Source organism: Bartonella sp. B17, from assembly GCF_053795755.1.
Genome location: NZ_CP200032.1, coordinates 536,579 through 554,199 on the forward strand (window position 1 = coordinate 536,579; position 17,621 = coordinate 554,199).

At 40.1% G+C, this 17,621-nt stretch carries 16 protein-coding genes; 10 read left to right on the top strand and 6 right to left on the bottom strand.

The features are described 5' to 3' along the window. Positions 1–8 precede the first annotated feature (8 nt). The 4 genes from tkt (at position 9) to V4B18_RS02485 (ending at position 5,567) form a co-directional block, all read left to right on the top strand. Positions 9–2,015 carry a transketolase gene (gene tkt, locus V4B18_RS02470; protein WP_455476261.1) on the top strand — a complete coding sequence of 669 codons (2,007 nt, stop codon included), beginning with the start codon at positions 9–11 and terminating at the stop codon, positions 2,013–2,015. Next, positions 2,012–3,019 carry a type I glyceraldehyde-3-phosphate dehydrogenase gene (gene gap / locus V4B18_RS02475; RefSeq protein WP_455476262.1) on the top strand — a complete coding sequence of 336 codons (1,008 nt, stop codon included), beginning with the start codon at positions 2,012–2,014 and terminating at the stop codon, positions 3,017–3,019. The genes tkt and gap overlap by 4 nt, the downstream gene beginning before the upstream one ends. A 236-nt stretch (positions 3,020–3,255) precedes the next feature. Further along, entirely contained in the window at positions 3,256–4,449 is a 1,194-nt protein-coding gene (locus V4B18_RS02480) for a phosphoglycerate kinase (RefSeq protein ID WP_455476511.1), read from the top strand. 86 nt (positions 4,450–4,535) lie between these two features. Continuing rightward, positions 4,536–5,567: a class I fructose-bisphosphate aldolase gene (locus V4B18_RS02485; RefSeq protein WP_455476263.1), complete on the top strand. Its 1,032-nt coding sequence runs from the start codon at positions 4,536–4,538 to the stop codon at positions 5,565–5,567. Between the two features lie 1,018 nt (positions 5,568–6,585). Here V4B18_RS02485 and V4B18_RS02490 read toward each other — a convergent pair. Together V4B18_RS02490 and rpmE are read right to left on the bottom strand one after the other, a co-directional pair. Continuing rightward, positions 6,586–7,383, bottom strand: a complete 798-nt coding sequence (locus tag V4B18_RS02490; RefSeq protein WP_455476264.1) for a TIR domain-containing protein — start codon at positions 7,381–7,383, stop codon at positions 6,586–6,588. Between the two features lie 113 nt (positions 7,384–7,496). Continuing rightward, positions 7,497–7,718, bottom strand: coding sequence for a 50S ribosomal protein L31 (gene rpmE, locus V4B18_RS02495; protein WP_455476265.1), 222 nt, complete (start codon positions 7,716–7,718; stop codon positions 7,497–7,499). Positions 7,719–7,926: 208 nt separating this feature from the next. On the opposite strand from rpmE, the gene V4B18_RS02500 reads away from it, so the two are divergent. Beyond that, the gene (locus tag V4B18_RS02500; RefSeq protein ID WP_455476266.1) at positions 7,927–9,717 is read left to right on the top strand and encodes an ABC transporter transmembrane domain-containing protein; all 1,791 of its coding nucleotides are present in this window, start codon (positions 7,927–7,929) and stop codon (positions 9,715–9,717) included. A 101-nt stretch (positions 9,718–9,818) separates the two neighbouring features. Here V4B18_RS02500 and V4B18_RS02505 read toward each other — a convergent pair whose 3' ends face one another. The 4 genes from V4B18_RS02505 to V4B18_RS02520 form a co-directional block, all read right to left on the bottom strand. Beyond that, a complete protein-coding gene (locus tag V4B18_RS02505; protein ID WP_455476267.1) occupies positions 9,819–10,610 on the bottom strand; it encodes an inositol monophosphatase family protein in 792 nt (263 codons plus the stop codon). A 15-nt stretch (positions 10,611–10,625) separates the two neighbouring features. Then, positions 10,626–11,198 carry an elongation factor P gene (efp, locus tag V4B18_RS02510; protein ID WP_455476268.1) on the bottom strand — a complete coding sequence of 191 codons (573 nt, stop codon included), beginning with the start codon at positions 11,196–11,198 and terminating at the stop codon, positions 10,626–10,628. A 275-nt stretch (positions 11,199–11,473) separates the two neighbouring features. Continuing rightward, complete coding sequence (locus tag V4B18_RS02515) at positions 11,474–12,520, bottom strand: tetratricopeptide repeat protein (RefSeq protein WP_455476269.1); 1,047 nt, start codon at positions 12,518–12,520, stop codon at positions 11,474–11,476. Continuing rightward, complete coding sequence (locus tag V4B18_RS02520) at positions 12,517–13,197, bottom strand: thiamine phosphate synthase (protein WP_455476270.1); 681 nt, start codon at positions 13,195–13,197, stop codon at positions 12,517–12,519. Before V4B18_RS02520 ends, V4B18_RS02515 begins: the two co-directional genes overlap by 4 nt. A 93-nt stretch (positions 13,198–13,290) precedes the next feature. Here V4B18_RS02520 and V4B18_RS02525 point away from each other — a divergent pair, with 93 nt between their 5' ends. The 5 genes from V4B18_RS02525 (at position 13,291) to ruvB (ending at position 17,559) form a co-directional block, all read left to right on the top strand. Next, positions 13,291–14,433 (top strand): OpgC family protein, encoded by a 1,143-nt coding sequence (locus V4B18_RS02525; protein ID WP_455476271.1) that lies wholly within the window; start codon positions 13,291–13,293, stop codon positions 14,431–14,433. Positions 14,434–14,618: 185 nt separating this feature from the next. Continuing rightward, complete coding sequence (locus V4B18_RS02530) at positions 14,619–15,143, top strand: DUF1465 family protein (protein WP_455476272.1); 525 nt, start codon at positions 14,619–14,621, stop codon at positions 15,141–15,143. A 177-nt stretch (positions 15,144–15,320) separates the two neighbouring features. Then, positions 15,321–15,830, top strand: coding sequence for a crossover junction endodeoxyribonuclease RuvC (gene ruvC / locus V4B18_RS02535; protein WP_455476273.1), 510 nt, complete (start codon positions 15,321–15,323; stop codon positions 15,828–15,830). Further along, the gene (gene ruvA, locus V4B18_RS02540; RefSeq protein ID WP_455476274.1) at positions 15,827–16,459 is read left to right on the top strand and encodes a Holliday junction branch migration protein RuvA; all 633 of its coding nucleotides are present in this window, start codon (positions 15,827–15,829) and stop codon (positions 16,457–16,459) included. Before ruvC ends, ruvA begins: the two co-directional genes overlap by 4 nt. Before the next feature lie 2 nt (positions 16,460–16,461). Next, positions 16,462–17,559 (top strand): Holliday junction branch migration DNA helicase RuvB, encoded by a 1,098-nt coding sequence (gene ruvB, locus V4B18_RS02545; RefSeq protein ID WP_455476275.1) that lies wholly within the window; start codon positions 16,462–16,464, stop codon positions 17,557–17,559. The last annotated feature ends 62 nt before the right edge of the window (positions 17,560–17,621 follow it).

Consider the following 17,621-nt stretch of genomic DNA (forward strand, 5'->3'; position numbering starts at 1 on the left):
TATTTTTCATGACAAATACCGAACAACAAAATCAGATGGCCAATGCTATCCGTTTCCTTGCTATTGATGCGATCGAAAAAGCAAATTCTGGTCACCCTGGTTTACCAATGGGAGCAGCTGATATTGCAACTGTTCTTTATACAAAATTTCTTTCTCATGATCCCAAAAAACCCTATTGGCCAAACCGTGATCGCTTTGTGCTATCAGCTGGGCATGGATCTATGCTGCTTTATGCCTTATTGTATCTTTCAGGTTATGAAGATATTTCTCTCGAAGATCTAAAAAATTTCCGCCAAATAGGATCGAAAGTTGCTGGTCATCCAGAATATGGACATGCGGTAGGAATCGAAACAACCACTGGACCTCTTGGGCAAGGATTAGCCAATGCTGTGGGAATGGCTCTTGCTGAGCGCTTAAGCAATGCGCGTTTTGGTGATTTAATTGACCATTATACTTATGTGCTGGTCGGGGATGGATGTCTCATGGAAGGGATTTCCCAAGAAGCCATTTCGCTTGCTGGACATTTAAAATTAAATAAGCTGATCGTGTTGTGGGACGATAATAATATTTCCATTGATGGAAATATCTCTCTTGTTGACAGCACAGATCAGGTAGCACGTTTTAAAGCATGTGGATGGGATACAATTAAAGTCAATGGGCATGATCAAGCAGCAATTGCGCGTGCTCTTGAAATCGCACGAGCTTCTGATAAACCAACGTTGATTGCTTGTAAGACAGTTATTGGGTTTGGTGCGCCAAATAAAGCGGGAACCAGTAAAGCGCATGGAGCACCTTTGGGAGCACAGGAAATTGCTTTTACACGTATTGCTTTGGGGTGGGATTTTGAGCCTTTTGTTGTTCCAGCTGATATTCTTGATAATTGGCGCTTAGCAGGGCTGACTGCGGCTAAAAAGCGTCAAGAATGGGAGACAAAATTGGCTAATCTTCCCGTATTAGAGCGAGTGGAGTTTGAAAGAGTAATGCGGGGTGAGCTAGTTGGAGGATTTGATAGTGCTATTGATGCTTATAAAAGGCAATTGGTTGAAAATTGCCCTTGTGTTGCTACGCGTAAAGCTTCTGAAATGGTTCTCGAAATCATTAATGAGGTTGTGGTAGAAACAATTGGTGGTTCTGCGGATTTAACAGGATCAAATAATACAAAAAGCACACAGATGAAAACAATTTCTGCAGATGATTTTTCAGGGCACTATTTGCATTACGGAATTCGCGAACACGCTATGGGCGCAGTGATGAATGGTCTTGCACTTCATGGTGGTTTTATTCCTTACGGGGGAACTTTTTTATGCTTTTCTGACTATATGCGTCCTGCGATGCGTTTGTCTTCTTTGATGGGATTGCGGGTTATTTACGTCATGACCCATGATTCAATCGGTCTTGGGGAAGATGGTCCTACCCATCAGCCCGTAGAGCATTTGGCTGCATTGCGTGCGATTCCCAATCATTTCGTTTTCCGTCCTGCTGATGCCATGGAGACAGCAGAATGCTGGCAGTTGGCTTTGAAAGCGCGAAAAACGCCTTCCACTTTGGCTTTGAGCCGACAAAATTTACCATTTTTGCGTCAAGATTATGAGGAAGAAAACTTATGTATGTTGGGCGCTTATGAGCTATTAACAGCCAGTGATGATGCTCAAGTAACGCTGTTTGCTTCCGGTTCGGAAGTGCAAATTGCGGTAAAGGCGCACACTATATTAGAAGCAAAGGGTATCCCAACGCGTGTGGTTTCTGTGCCTTGTTTTGAATTGTTTGATCAACAATCTTGTTCCTATCAACATGCTTTAATTGGTGGTGCACCAATTAAAGTTGCAATTGAAGCAGCTATTCGGCAAGGATGGGATCGTTTTATTGGTAATGAAGGCATTTTTATTGGGATGAACGGATTTGGTGCAAGTGGAACAATGGAGGCACTTTATGAGCATTTTGGTATCACTTGTGAAAATGTGGTAGAGATTGTTGAAAAAAAGCTTGAGAAGATGAATAAGGGAAGTGTGAAATGACTGTTCGCGTTGCAATTAATGGGTTTGGCCGTATTGGGCGCAATATTTTGCGTGCACTTATGGAAAGTGGTCGGCAAGATATTGAGGTCGTGGCAATTAATGATTTAGGATCGGTAGAGACAAATGCTCATTTGTTGCGTTATGATTCAGTTCATGGGCGTTTTCCTGGAACTGTTAAGGTTGTTGGTGATGCGATTGATATTGGCTATGGCTTGATAAAGGTGACCGCAGAGCGGGATCCAGCGCAATTGCCTTGGAAAGCGTTGGATATTGATATTGCCTTGGAATGTACAGGCATTTTTACTGCACGTGAAAAAGCAAGTGCGCACTTAAGTGCAGGTGCAAAGCGTGTTCTTGTTTCTGCACCTTCAGAAGGAGCAGATCTCACGGTGGTTTATGGAGTTAATCATCAGTCTTTGAGCAAACAGCATCAGGTTGTTTCAAATGCTTCTTGTACAACAAATTGTTTGGCACCTGTCGCTCAAGTGCTGCATAATGTCGTTGGAATTGAAAAGGGTTTTATGACAACGATCCATTCTTATACAGGGGATCAACCTGTGTTGGATACAATGCACCGTGATCTTTATCGTGCGCGGGCGGCTGCTCTTTCTATGATCCCTACCTCAACAGGGGCGGCAAAAGCTGTGGGGCTGGTTTTACCAGAGTTGAAGGGCTTGCTTGATGGGGTATCGATTCGTGTTCCAACTCCTAATGTTTCCGTTGTTGATTTAACATTTACAGCAAAGTGTTCCACAACTGTGGAAGAAATTAACGAGGCTATTTTGACTGCGGCGCAAGGGTCGCTCAAGGGCATTTTGGATTATACGCAGGAAAAGCTTGTGAGTTGTGATTTTAATCATAATCCGCATTCGGCTATTTTCCACAATGATCAAACGAAGGTGATTGATGGCAAGCTTTGTCGTGTTCTGGTTTGGTACGATAATGAATGGGGTTTTTCAAATCGTATGGCGGATACCGCTGTGGCTTTTGCGAAAACAATTTAAGAAAAAAGCTCTTTAAGGGCTTTTTTCATGAGAAAGCAAGGTTGTATTATTTGAAAAAAATAGGCGTAAAAACTGTTTATTTATGCGCTAAAAAGAAAGTGCGGCTTAAACAAGTAAAATTTAAGAAAATAAAAGTTGGAGAAACGCAGGATATAGTGCATCTCCTTCATTTAAGATAAAGAGAATATTGCACGTATGTGTTTGTTAAAAACAACAGAAAGTGGAGAGGAGCAGTGATGGGTTTTCGTACACTTGATGGTGTTGATGTCGCTGGGAAACGTGTTCTTGTACGGGTAGATTTTAATGTACCGATGTCACAAGGAAAGGTATGTGATGAAACGCGTATTGAACGGCATAAAGGGACAATCATTGAGCTGCAAAAACGTGGTGCTAAACTTATTCTTCTTTCACATTGTGGTCGCCCAAAAGGGCAGGTGGAACTGGATTTTTCACTACGTCCTGTCGTTGAGGTTTTAGAAAAAATAATTAACCAACCAGTTGCTTTTGCACCCGATTGTATTGGTGAAGCCGCACATGCGGCAGTTGAGGCGTTGCAGAATGGTGCTGTTTTGCTGCTGGAAAATGTTCGTTTTCATTCTGGAGAAGAAAAGAATGATCGCTGCTTTGCGGAGTCTTTAGCGCAAAATGGAGATCTGTATGTTAATGATGCTTTTTCAGTCTCTCATCGCGCTCATGCTTCTGTGGAGGGAATAACACATTTGCTGCCTTCTTATGCAGGACGATCGTTGCAGTGTGAATTGCAGGCGTTGGAAAAGGGGCTTGGCAATCCAGCACATCCTGTGGTCGCAATCGTTGGGGGTGCTAAGGTTTCAAGTAAGCTTTTTGTGCTCAATCATTTGGTTGAGAAGGTTGACAACTTGGTGATTGGTGGTGGTATGGCCAACAGTTTTTTAGCTGCGCAAGCTATTCATGTGGGCAGGTCGTTGTGTGAACATGCGCTTATGGAGACGGTAAGAAAGATCATTGAAAAAGCACGAGAGTGCCGATGTACACTTTTGTTACCAGTGGATGCAGTGGTTGGATTTCATTTTGAAAAAGATGCGCTGCATAATCTCTATGATATCGGGGATATTCCTGAGAATGGGATGATTTTGGATATTGGTTCGCGCTCCATTGCCCGTGTAAATGCCATGATTGATGAGGCTGCTACCCTTGTATGGAATGGCCCCCTTGGTGTTTTTGAGATGCCACCTTTTGATCAGGGAACGATCGCAGTGGCACGTCATGCAGCACAACGTAGCAAAGGAGGAAAATTGGTTTCAATTGCTGGAGGGGGAGATACGGTCTTTGCTTTAAATCATGCTGGTGTTGCCAATAATTTTACTTATCTTTCAACTGCAGGGGGAGCTTTTTTGGAATGGATGGAAGGAAAAGTATTTCCTAGTATTCTCGCCCTCGTGCAGCATTAAGTGATGGGTCGTATTCGTATGAATAATACAAGCATGTTGGTGCATTGCTTACGTTTAGAAATTAAGACAGAAAAGAGGAATTTTTTATGAATGAACGTCTTGAGGACATTGCGCTTGTTCTGGTTAGTAAAGGTAAAGGAATTTTGGCAGCAGATGAAAGTACTGCTACGATTGGAAAGCGCTTTGAAAGCATAGGTGTTGAATCAAGTGAAGATAGCCGCCGCGCTTATCGTGAAATGCTTTTTACAGCAAAAGAGGCAATGGAAAGCGCTATTTCTGGTGTTATTTTATTTGATGAAACACTTCGTCAAAAAGCATCATCGGGACAAATGTTGACAGATCTTATTCGTGATACGGGTGCTTTACCAGGGATTAAAGTTGATACTGGTGCTAAACCGTTGGCGGCGTTTCCTCAGGAAATGATTACAGAAGGATTAGACGGCCTCCGTGAGCGTTTAAAAGATTATTATGCTTTAGGAGCGCGCTTTGCAAAATGGCGTGCAGTTATTGCCATTGATGAGCAAACTTTGCCAACAAGAGGGGCAATAAGACAAAATGCGCAGGCTTTAGCGCGTTATGCTGCTTTGTGTCAGGAAGCTGGAATTGTTCCCATTGTTGAGCCAGAAGTGCTGATGGATGGACAATCACGCCAGCATTCGATCGCGCGCTGTTTTGATGTAACAAAAACGGTTTTAAATACTGTGTTTAACGAGTTATCTGAAGCGCGTGTCCATCTTGAAGGTATGATTTTGAAACCCAATATGATCATTGATGGAAAAGATGCACGGGTTGCTTCTGTGGAAGAAGTGGCTGAAAAGACAATTCGTGTTTTGAAAGAAGCTGTTCCTGCGGCTGTTCCTGGAATTGCTTTTCTTTCTGGAGGACAGTCTGATGAGGAAGCAACAGCTCATTTATCAGCGATGAATGCTTTAGGAACATTTCCTTGGAAATTGACCTTTTCTTATGGTCGGGCGTTGCAAGCGGCAGCATTAAAAGTATGGGCAGGAAAGCATGAAAATATTCCTGCTGCACAAAAGGCTTTTGCACATCGTGCACGGATGAATCATCTTGCCGCTTTGGGACAGTGGACAAAAGAGCAGGAAAAGTCTTGTGCTTAAAGAGCAATAAGTTTTGCTTTTAGGCAAAATAATTTATTGATTTTTAAATATAAATTATAAAATGATGTGATATCAGGTTTTCTGATATGGCATCATTTTTTATTTTGCACATGGCTATGAGCAAAGATTATTAAATGGCAAATACAACGTGAAGCAGAATTTCAAAAAAGTGAAAGAAAATTACAAACAAAAGAGGGGGAGATAGGTGAATAGCCGTATGTGTTTCATGGAGCGTTTATGTGCAGGGGATGTCACTGTTCTATAAGGAGAGACAGTTCAATGAGAAGAGGATTAGTTTATTGCTTTATTAGTGTTAAAATAGCAGTCTCCAGCGGGTATATTTATATTATTGGATGGTGCTAGAAGTGGTAGTTTAAAGTAAGGAGAGAGGTTTTCTGTAAGATAAGTGCACTGCTGTGCTGCTTCATGATGGTTGGTGTCCATAAAGATTCATTATTTTGTTAAGCATGTAAGAAGTAAATCAGCAAAAAATTCAGTAGCAAGAGAATATAAGGCCATTTGCAATTTTTTCCTATTGGAAAATGTTATTTTACACTTTCAAAAATCTAAATAGTAAAAAGAGTAGAGCATATGGGCAAGGACAAGCGTTGGTTTTAGAAAGGAAACTTTTTTTCTTAAGTGTAAATGAGAATATTGTGATCGTTTTTTTAAAGATATCATATTTTTTTATTTGCCCATTTAAAAACTGTTTTTTCATAGGAAGATAAAAGTTATAAAAGCTAGAAATTATTCAATTTTTTCTCCTTTTAATAATAAAGCTTTAGTCTTTAAGGAATAAACAGTCTTTTGGAATAAAACAAAAGGGATTCTGTTAGTGAATCTAGAATGATTGATAACATTCATTTTATTTTTGAAAAATTGTATCAAATAGTATCGCGTTCTTAAATGGTATCCTTTTTTGTGTATGTCAAAGATTTTAGATTACATCTGAAATCATTTTAGGCAAATAAAAATGCAGATTAAGATTTTTTTACCAAAGTAAGCCGTCTTTTAGTTTTTACTGATATGCACGAATAATTGCATCTTTTTCTATAGAAAATCCAGATTTTTGCAATCGATCAACAAGCTTTGTAAGTGTTTCTCTTACATGCTCCTTGAATTCAAGATATATAATTCCTTGAGCATCTGAAGGAACTTCAAGATGTTGTTTCTTTAGGATGGCAACATTTTTGCGCGTAAGCGCAGCAATCAACATACCCATTTCAAAAACAACATTTTGTCGAGCGCGGGGTTGAATACTGTCTTTACCAGCAGATTGGGCGTATCCCATATCATCGGGAGTAAGCAGTACAATACCAAACTTTGCAGAGCCATCTGTTGTACAAATCTCTCTTTCCAGAGCTTCAATAATAGTCAAGCCATCGCTGCTGTTATTTTGCAAGATATATGGTTCAAGTTTAAGTTTGAGAAGAAGAAGTTCAAGATCCTCAAGAGAATCACGATCATGACCGTGAACGATAAAAATTTTGTTTTTTATTTTGGAAGACTCAGATGCAGAAATTTCTGGAAATGCGGAATAAGAAGATTCTATAGGTTCAGCTGCAGGAGTCTGAGTTGTTACTTCCTCCAGAGCTGGACGCAAATCTTCTTCTAGTCTTTTTTTCGCGTCCGAAGTACCTTGAACTAAAATCTTTCCTGTTGTTTCATACCAGGTAACTACTGCTCCGGAATAAGTTCTTATCTGCTGTGTTGTGCAAGATGGGTTAGGGGATTTAATAGATTCAGAGGGTTTAATCTTATGTCCAGCTTTGCAAATTATTTCTTTAAGGGCTTCAAATGTTCCATAGTACTTCATTTTTTATTATTTGATGCTATAAAAGTAAGTATCAGTCAGCCAAATTCTACCACTTTTAGCATTTCATCCCCCCTTATTTTAGTCTTTTGACTTTTATAATGAGCAATAAAATTTTATATGCCGAGATTACCAAAACGGTTTTGGAACTTAGAAACACGTCCACCACGATCCACCAATGTCTGAGATCCTCCTATCCATGCTGGATGTGTTTTTGGATCAATATCCAGATTCAGGGTGTCACCTTCTTTTCCCCATGTGGAGCGCGTTTGGTATTTTGTACCATCCGTCATAACAACGGTAATCATGTGATAATCAGGATGAATATTCGCTTTCATGTGGCAAACCTTCTGCTTTCATATAACGCAATGGCGCATGCTTTATTTTTTAAGTGCGCTTTCTTCGTCTTTTTGATAAGTTGATTAAAGTATCATCTTTATAGCTGAGCACGCATAAAAAAACAAGTGTTCAAGGTGCATCATTTGCATTAAAGAGTTATAAATGATCTGATATAGTGAGCAAAATTTTTATAGTGAGCAAAATTTTATGAAGCCATTCAATCATTCTAACAAATCTGCAAAATCTTCCAATACCAAACCTTCGCTTTCTTTGCTTTCAAATTTTGGTTCCTATATTGTGCGCTATCGCTGGTTGATTATCTTTGCTTTTTTGGCTTTGTTTGTTGCTGCTCTTGTGACATTGGCTTTGCCTATTGCTATTCGTCAAATGCTTGATCATGGTTTTTCTGCTTCAAGTCGCGGTAATATTAATTTTTACTTTGGCATTTTGTTTATGTTAGCCTTGCTTCTCGCACTTGCTTCAGCTTGCCGTTATTACTGTGTCATCACCTTGGGGGAGCGCATTGTTGCTGATTTACGGCGCGATGTTTTTGCGCATATCACGAAACTTTCTCCTGACTTTTTTGACAAGTCTCATTCCGGTGAAATTGTTTCGCGGCTTTTAACGGATACCACGCAAATAAAATTGGCCGTTGGTTCGACTGCCTCTACGGCTTTGCGCCATCTGATTGTCGTGATTGGAGCGATTGTTATGATGGTCATCACCAATGCCAAATTATCTTTGCTTGTTTTGTTTGCTATCCCTTTTGTTGCTATTCCACTCGTTATCTTTGGACGTAAGGTTCGCGCACGCACTCGTGCTGCACAAGATCGGATAGCCGACGCAAATGCTTTAGCAACAGAGCAAATAAGTGCGATGCGCATTGTGCAAGCTTTTACCGCTGAAAAAAGCATTTCAACACGTTTTTCAGAGTTGATTAAACGTGCCTTTCAAACAGCTCGTTCTTCGGTGATTTTACGTTCTTTTTTTACAGGCTTTGCGATTTTTTTGGTTTTTAGCAGCGTTGTTGCTGTTTTGTGGATTGGTTCTCATGATGTTTTAAATGGTACCATGTCTGGTGGAACATTAGGTCAATTTGTTCTCTATGCTGTTTTTGGGGCTTCAACCTTTGCTCAATTGTCAGAACTTGGTGCAGAATTGATACAAGCAGCAGGTGCTGCTGAACGGATTGCCGAATTGTTGCAAGAAAAACCCACCATTGTTGCTCCTGAAGTGCCTTCTCCATTAACACATCCTGTCCAAGGGACAATTGTTTTTGATAAAGTTGATTTTTCCTATCCTTCCAGACCACAAGATAAGATTTTGCGCTCTCTTTCCTTTTCTGTCAAAGCGGGTGAAACAATTGCTTTTGTTGGTGCTTCAGGGGCAGGGAAAAGCACTATTTTTTCCTTAATTCTTCGTTTTTATGACCCAACAAGCGGGAAAATTCAGTTTGATGGAACTGAGATCGATCGTCTTTCTCTTCAAGATTTACGCCGCTCAATTTCTTATGTCCCGCAAGATATTACCATTTTTGATGGCACGTTACGCGATAATATTGCTTTTTGGACAGAAAATATTAGCGAAGAGCAAATTATTGCAGCGGCGAAAACAGCCAATGCGCTTGAATTTATTGAAGCTTTACCAGAAGGCTTTGACACGAAAGTGGGAGAACGCGGTATTATGCTTTCTGGTGGGCAAAAACAACGCATTGGTATTGCGCGAGCAGTTTTAAAAAATGCTCCTCTCTTGTTGCTTGATGAAGCAACATCCGCTTTAGATGCAAACAGTGAAAAATTAGTGCAAGTCGCCTTAGAAGGGTTGATGAAAAATCGAACAACACTGGTGATTGCGCACCGTTTAGCAACGGTTTTAAAAGCAGATCGTATTTTTGTCATGGAGAAAGGTGTCCTTGTTGAAGAAGGAACACATACACAGCTTGTTGCGCAAAATGGGGTTTATGCAAATTTGGCTAAACTGCAATTCTCACTTGAATGAGTTATCATCATAAACATCAGCATTGCTTGGGTTACTGCTGATTTGAAGAACATAAAAGCAGCATTTTTTACATTGCTGCTTTTTTAGGAATTTTTTGTAGCTCAGATGCCTTTTTTTATAGCTGCTTCTAATTTTGTACGAATGCGCTCATTTCCAGCAATAATATTTTTTTTGCTAAATATATCGCTTCCCCCTTCTTTATCGGTGACAAATCCACCCGCTTCACGCACGATTAGTATTCCTGCAGCCATATCCCAAATTTGAAGATTATCTTCCCAAAATCCATCTGTGCGTCCCGCGGCAACATAAGCCAAATTAAGAGCAGCAGATCCAAAATAGCGAATACCAGCTACTCCCGCCATGATATTACGCAATTCGATAAGATATGTTCCGTGATTGGGACGGCTTAAATGAGGCGTTCCCGTTGTAATGACACAGTCTTCTAATTTCTTTCGTGCAGAAACGCGGCAACGCCTGTCATTAAAAAAGGCGCCGTTACCGCGTTCAGCGGTAAATAACTCATCACTGATGGGGTTATAGATTACGCCAGCAGCAATCTGTCCTTGGCTTTCCAAGGCAATAGAAACAGCAAAAAAAGGAATCCCGTGTAAAAAATTTGTTGTTCCATCCAAAGGGTCTATAATGAAGCGATGCTGAGAATCTTCTCCAATAATTTCTTCAGACTCTTCCATTAGAAAACCAAATTTAGGTCGTGCTTTGCTTAGCTCATTGAAAATAATTTTCTCAGCTTTGCGATCTGCTTGGCTTACATAATCTGCTGGTCCCTTCAAAGAGACCTGTAGATTTTGAACTTCACCATAATCACGCACCAGCGAGCGTCCCGCTTTCATTGCAGCTTGCACCATGACATTCATGATTGCAGAATGGGCCATATTTTATCCCTTTATTTATCCTTTATCATTTGCACGACGCAAATAAGTCAATTCGTTGGTATCAACAATGATGCGCTCACCTGCATTAATAAAAGGTGGTACAAGAATGCGAATACCATTTTCAAGAACTGCTGGCTTATAAGAGGATGTGACTGTTTGTCCTTTTATTGCCGGATCAGCTTCAGCAATTGTCACGGTCACCTGATCAGGAAGCGATATGCCGATTGGTTTTTCTTGATAAAGTTCAACGGTTACTGTCATTCCATCTTGCAGAAAAGCAGCGCGCTCACCGACAAAATCCTTTTGCAATTCCAGTTGCTCATAGGATTGTGAATCCATAAAGACTAGAGCTTCACCTTGTTGATAAAGGAAAGTAAAGTCTTTTTGTTCAAGACGCACTCTCTCAACCGTTTCAGCGGCGCGAAACCGCTCATTGAGTTTTGTACCGTCGATCACATTTTTCATTTCGACTTGGTTAAATGCGCCTCCTTTTCCTGGTTTTACAGCATTACATTTAACCGCTACCCACAAGCTACCTTGGTGCTCTATTACATTCCCAGGTCGAATTTCATTGCCATTAATTTTCATAATTTACATCCAATTTTGTGCTTGCAAAAAGAGTCTCTTGTTGTTTTCATCGAGAGATTCTTTATCGTCTTTTTAGAGGGAAAAGCATGAAAGAATTTTTGTGTATTCCAACTTTTCTATTTTTTGCAAGACCATAAAAACAATCCATACGCAAGTTTTTTAAAAATTTTCTAAAAAATTTTTTGTAAAGATGGAAAAATTTGAAGCAAAGAACGCTATGCTGCAAAGATTGGTTATGTTCGTCACATTCGACATATCAATTATTGGGCGCGCATTTAAAGAACAGGCAGAAACGTTATTGCTTTTTTGCGTGCTTTTTCTAATTGTGTATTATCCATACCTTGGAGCATAATTTCTAGATCAGTTGCTTGTATTTTTGTTTGTTTTGCCACCATATACCATGCAGCTGCTGTTATAATATTGCCCTCTACTCCCATTCCATCCCGATAAAGCCTTGCAAGCATGACTTGTGCGGGGACAATCATGTTAAAGGCATTGGGAAGGAGCAAAGAGAATGCACGTTGAAAATCAGGCTCTCCTCCGCGACCTTTTATAAGCCACTCAGCTAAAAGGATTTGAGCCATGGGGTGTCTATTTTGGGCTGCAACTTCCAAGAGCTTTCGTGCATTGTAGTCATCCTTTGGTTTTGTCAAAGTTCCCGAGGAGATAATTTTTGCAGCAGCAAAAGCGGCTTCAGAATCTCCAAGGGCTGCGCCTTTTAGAAAACATTTTAATGCTTGTTCTGTCGCTTTATTGTCGCGGCTTAGTGAGGAGACACCTGCTAAAACTTGCTTTTCGCGCGAGGCTTTATAAAGAATTAATTGTCCGTAATAAAAGTAAGCTTCTTTTACACCAGCTTTTACGGATTTGCGAATAAATTCTTCGCCAAGCTCTTGATTTTGCGTAGTAAAATGTCCATCAAATAACATAAGACCATAACGCAGTTGTGCGCGTGGTTCGCCTTGTTTTGCTGCGCGTCCAAACCACAAAGCTGCCCGTGCTCCATCTGTCGTTACAGCATTTCCTTCTATATAAAGCTGAGCAACTAAGGTTTGTGCGGTTGGGTCATTTTGTTCAGCACGTCTTAATGCTTCACGGAAAGCTTTCAAATAATAACCTTGGATGTAATAGTCATAAGCTTGGTCATATTGCCCAGCTTTTAAGGGGCGAAAACGCTTGTTGCTATTGCTTGAAGCATCTTGAATGGTATTCAAAGAGCGTTCAAGATTTAAGGCTTCTTCAGCAAATACAGTAGAGTTTGCAGCAGCTATTGTGAGCCAAATCCCTGTCCAGATAAGCAGCTTAATGCTTCTTTTTATCATGGATGCTCCCTCTTTATTAACAGGGGAGAATTGTGACATTTTTCTTTCATCATATCAAGTATGTCTAAAGGGTTATCGTGTGCAAAAAGGACTTCCTCAACGGCAATAAATTCGCATGCGGTTTTTAAGACTTCATCAAAGGTAGCAAAATCGCTTCCCGCTTGAAGGACTGCTGGGGTTTCCATAATTTCTGCCCACCATTGTGCTAACTGGATATTGCGAGGGTGCGCGTGCGGTTTTTTGTCAGCGCCTAATTTTCCAAAAAACAGGTAATCAGCACCAGTTTCGGCGGCAACCATGGCGCAGTGGCGATCGCGTAAATTTCCAAAACCTCTTATTTTTTGTTCCTTTTTCTGGTTTTCAATTTTAAGAGCGTCAAGATCTCCTTCCAGATGCAAGCCATCGGCTTTTATCCGTCCAGCAATCCGGCTATCTCCAGCAATAAGAAGCGCAGCACCATTGTTTTGAATATCTTCTACGTAAGTTTGTGCTCGTTTTTGTAAAAAAGCTTCATCACCTTGAGCTCTATGAGAATCATAGAGAATAACACATGCAAAAGATCCCGATTGCATCATCTGGCGCAAAAAAGTTAGATGTAAAGTGCGTCGAACATCCAATGTCAAAATTAATTGAGGAAAAAGATAAGACGCAGTCTGTTTATTCTTTTGTTTTGTCATACAAAACCCTTGACTCTTAAAAATAAAGATAATCTTATTAAGCGCTTTTTACTAAATTATGCTACTTTTTTATGACTGATTGGGGGTTTATTAATGAGATCCTATGGTGTTATAGATCATGACGCACGCCTTTCCAGTCGTGATGTACGCATTGATGTTTTTCGTTCTCTAGTTCTGTTGACAATTTTTATTAATCATATCCCTGGAAACTTATATGAACATATAACACATAAAAATTTTGGTTTCTCTGATTCAACAGAAGTCTTTGTTTTACTTTCCGGTATTTCTCTCGGACTCAACTTTAATGCTCACTTACAGTGGGAATCTTTTACTTTTATTGTGTGTAAACTTTGGAAAAGGGCTTTGCAGCTTTATGGAGCGTACCTTTTTACTACCTTTGCAACTTTAAGCCTTTTTTGGGGAGGCTTTTTAGTGTGGCGCGTAGAAAAGCTTTTATCCATGAATAATATTGACTTATTTCTCACAAAGCCTTTTACGGCGTTTTTAAGCACTTTTAGTTTTGGGCATCAATTAGGCTATAATAATATTCTTCCACTTTATATTGTTTTGATGATTTTTGCTCCTTTTATACTTTATCTGTGCCAAAAACAGACAAAGTTGCTGCTTTTTGGCTCATTCATGCTTTATCTTGTTTGCGGATTTTATGAGATTGCTCCATCTTCTTACCCCCTACAGGGGCAGTGGTTTTTGAACCCTTTATCGTGGCAATTTCTTTTTGTCATAGGGTTAACGGGCACTTTATACTTTAAGCAAGAAAAAAAAATCGCTTTTCAGCCTTTTTTGATTGTTGTTTCAGCTGGATATCTTTTATTTGCGCTATTATGGGTTCGCTTAAACTGGTGGGGTGTTTTGGAGTGGTTTCATTGGTCTTCCCCGTTGCTTAATTTTAATAAAACCTTTTTAAGCTTGCCTCGTTTGTTTCATATTCTTGCATTAACCTCTCTGATTGTCTGCTTGCCTAGCTTAAACAAGAGGTTTTGCTTTTCACCGCAAAATCCTTTAGCAATTTTAGGTAGACACAGTTTGCCAGTGTTTGTAACGGGCACTCTCTTTGCTATGTTTGGACAAGTTTTAAAAACAGTGATGACGGGAACGTTTTTTTCAGATAGTATATTGATTATAAGTGGTATTGCAGCGCAATTTGGTGTCGCTTATTATTATGAAAGATGCCGATATCTTTATCGGTTTTCATCAAGGGAGCTGATGCATTTATGATGTCATTTTTGCGTGTTAACTTTAGTGTGAAAAGCATATTGCACGGAAGTCTTAAAAGAGGTACTTGGATTAAAAGAGAGACGTTTTATTTTGGGTAAAGATATTTTATGCGGTGGGATGAGAAACTTTTTCTCCCTTTATTTGTTAAACGTCATAATTGTCGGCTGATATTGGAGTGTAAAAGCGTGAGTGCACATGAACATCCTTATGATGAAGATAAGCCCATTATCATGACTGAGCACGGTGCTTTTGAAAGTGCTTTCAATCGCCTTTATGAAGAAACTATGAACCTTATTGAAGAAACAGCATCTTATATTGACTCAGATGGAAAATTGGCTGCGCGCACGCTTTCTGCAGAAGTTTCTGCAATTTATGCCAAAGAAGCAATGTATTTAAGTACACGACTTATGCAAATAGCCTCTCAACTTCTTCTTTTTCGTGCAGAGCGTGAAGGAGAAATGTCATCAGAACAAATACAAAAAGAGATCGCAAAAGTATCACTTCATACACCAACTTTAAGATTAGAAAGTGCGCATTGGCAAGAGTTGCCAGAAATTTTCCGCTATTTTGTTGCGCGTTCGCTTCGTCTAGAAAAACGAATGCAATATATGAGTTACAATAAAGAACGCGAATCTACCTATAATTTAGAAGATAATAATCCAGTCAATAAACAAATCGAATTGCTTAAAACTGCTTTTCGGTGCTCTTGAGATAATCTCGGTTTTTTTGTCTTTTTTTCTCTATTCTTGGTGGACATACGACTCTCTTAAATGAAGGAATATTTTGTTCAGTTTCTTGTATGTTATTATTTCTATATCTGTTATATGTTTTGTTAGCTTAAAGCCTGCATCTGTTCAAACATAAAAAAATAGCATAAACTGATTTTCATGGCAGAAACGATTCGTATTATAGGTATTGATCCTGGACTTAGGCGGACGGGGTGGGGTGTGATCGATCTTTCTGGCAATCGTCTTCAATTCGTTGCAGCAGGCACGATTACTTCTAATGTGCGGTGTGATCTTGCTTCTAGACTGTGCCAGCTCTATAATGGGCTTTCAGATATTTTGCATAAATTTATGCCTCATGAAGCTTCTGTGGAACATGTCTTTGTCAACAAAGATGCTACGGCAACTTTAAAACTTGGTCAAGCACGGGCTATTGCACTTCTTGTTCCAGCGCAAGCAAGTCTTCCCGTTTTTGAATATGCTCCCAATAAAGTAAAAAAATCGGTTATTGGTGTTGGTCATGGAGATAAGGAACAAATTCACATGATGGTAAAAATTCTTCTCCCACGTGCTGAATTTGACAGCAGTGATGCAGCTGATGCGCTCGCACTTGCTCTTTGCCATTCTACGCACCGTACTAGCCTACAGTCTCGTTCAGGTATTTTAGCATGATCGGCAAACTAAAAGGAACCCTTGAACACGTCTTTGATGACCATATTATTCTTAATGTTCATGGTGTTGGTTATATTGTTTTTATTTCAAATCGGCTGCGTTGTTCGCTACCAGCTCTTGGAGAAAGTTTAAGCTTATTTATTGAAACGCATGTTCGTGAAGAGGCTATCCATCTTTTTGGTTTTGCAGCGAAAACAGAACAAGAATGGTTTTGTCTTTTGCAAAATGTGCCCGGTGTAGGAGCAAAAGTCTCCTTAGCCATCTTAGGGGTTTTATCACCAAATGAATTGGCTCAAGCGATTGCATTAAGCGATGTTGCTATGGTTAGCCGTGCTCCAGGTGTTGGCAAAAAAGTTGGCGAAAGAATTGTAAGAGAACTCAAAAGTAAAGCTCCACCCTTTAATGGTGATGCGCTTCATTCCATTTCTTCCCCTCATCTGGAAGTGAAAAACAACCAACCCATTGATGATGCACTTTCGGCTTTGGTCAATCTTGGCTTTGAGCGCGATCAAGCAGCCCAAGCTCTTGGCTTAGTGATGAATGCTTTGGAAGAGGGAAAAACGGTTTCCTCTGCATTGCTTATTCGCGATAGCCTTAAATTGCTTTCTCTTCCAATTAATTCAAGGTAAAAATGCATAAAGATGATGAAGAACAACGCCTTTTGAGTAGCGTTCCCCTTTCCAACGATCCAGATCGCTCTTTAAGACCACAAGTGCTTGATGACTTTATTGGTCAAGAAGCAGCGCGTGCAAATTTGAAAATATTTATCGAAGCCGCAAAAGCACGCCAAGAAGCGCTGGATCATGTTTTATTTGTAGGTCCCCCTGGTTTGGGAAAAACAACGCTTTCGCAGATTATGGCTAAAGAACTAGGGGTTAATTTTCGTTCGACTTCAGGTCCCGTTATTGCCAAATCTGGGGATTTGGCGGCACTTTTAACCAATTTAGAAGAACGCGATGTTCTTTTTATTGATGAAATTCATCGTCTAAATCCAGCAGTTGAAGAAATTTTGTATCCAGCCATGGAAGATTATCAGCTTGATCTTATCATTGGTGAAGGACCGGCAGCGCGTTCGGTTAAAATTGACTTAGCTAAATTTACGCTGGTTGCTGCAACTACGCGTTTGGGACTTTTGACCACGCCATTGCGGGATCGTTTTGGTATCCCAATTCGGTTAAACTTTTACACAATAGAAGAATTGGAATATATTGTGCAGCGTAATGCGCGCCTTTTTTCAGTACAAATCAGTGATGATGGTGCTCATGAAATCGCACGCCGTGCACGGGGTACCCCAAGAATTGCAGGACGGCTTTTACGTCGTGTTTGTGATTTTGCTCTGGTCAAACGTGCTAAAAAAATTGATTGTATACTTGCTGATGAAGCCCTTTCTCGCCTTGAAGTTGATCATCTAGGGCTCGATCCGCTTGACCGTCGCTACTTGCTGCTAATTGCAGAAACTTTTTTAGGCGGTCCAGTTGGCATTGAAACTATTGCTGCCGCTTTATCAGAACCGCGTGATGCTATTGAAGATATTATTGAACCCTATCTTCTACAACAAGGTTTTATTCAGCGAACCGCCCGTGGACGAGTTCTTACAGAAAAGGCTTTTGCTCATTTGGGGCTTTGTCCACCATCCTCTACGGTGTCTACGCAAAAACGCACACAATTTTCCGATCTACAAGGTAATTTACCAATACAAACAACTTTATGGGACGCAGCAGAGGACTAAAAGGTCTATGGAACAGAGTAGGAGATGAAAGTTGTTTCTCACAAAAAAGCTTGGGCTTCTTT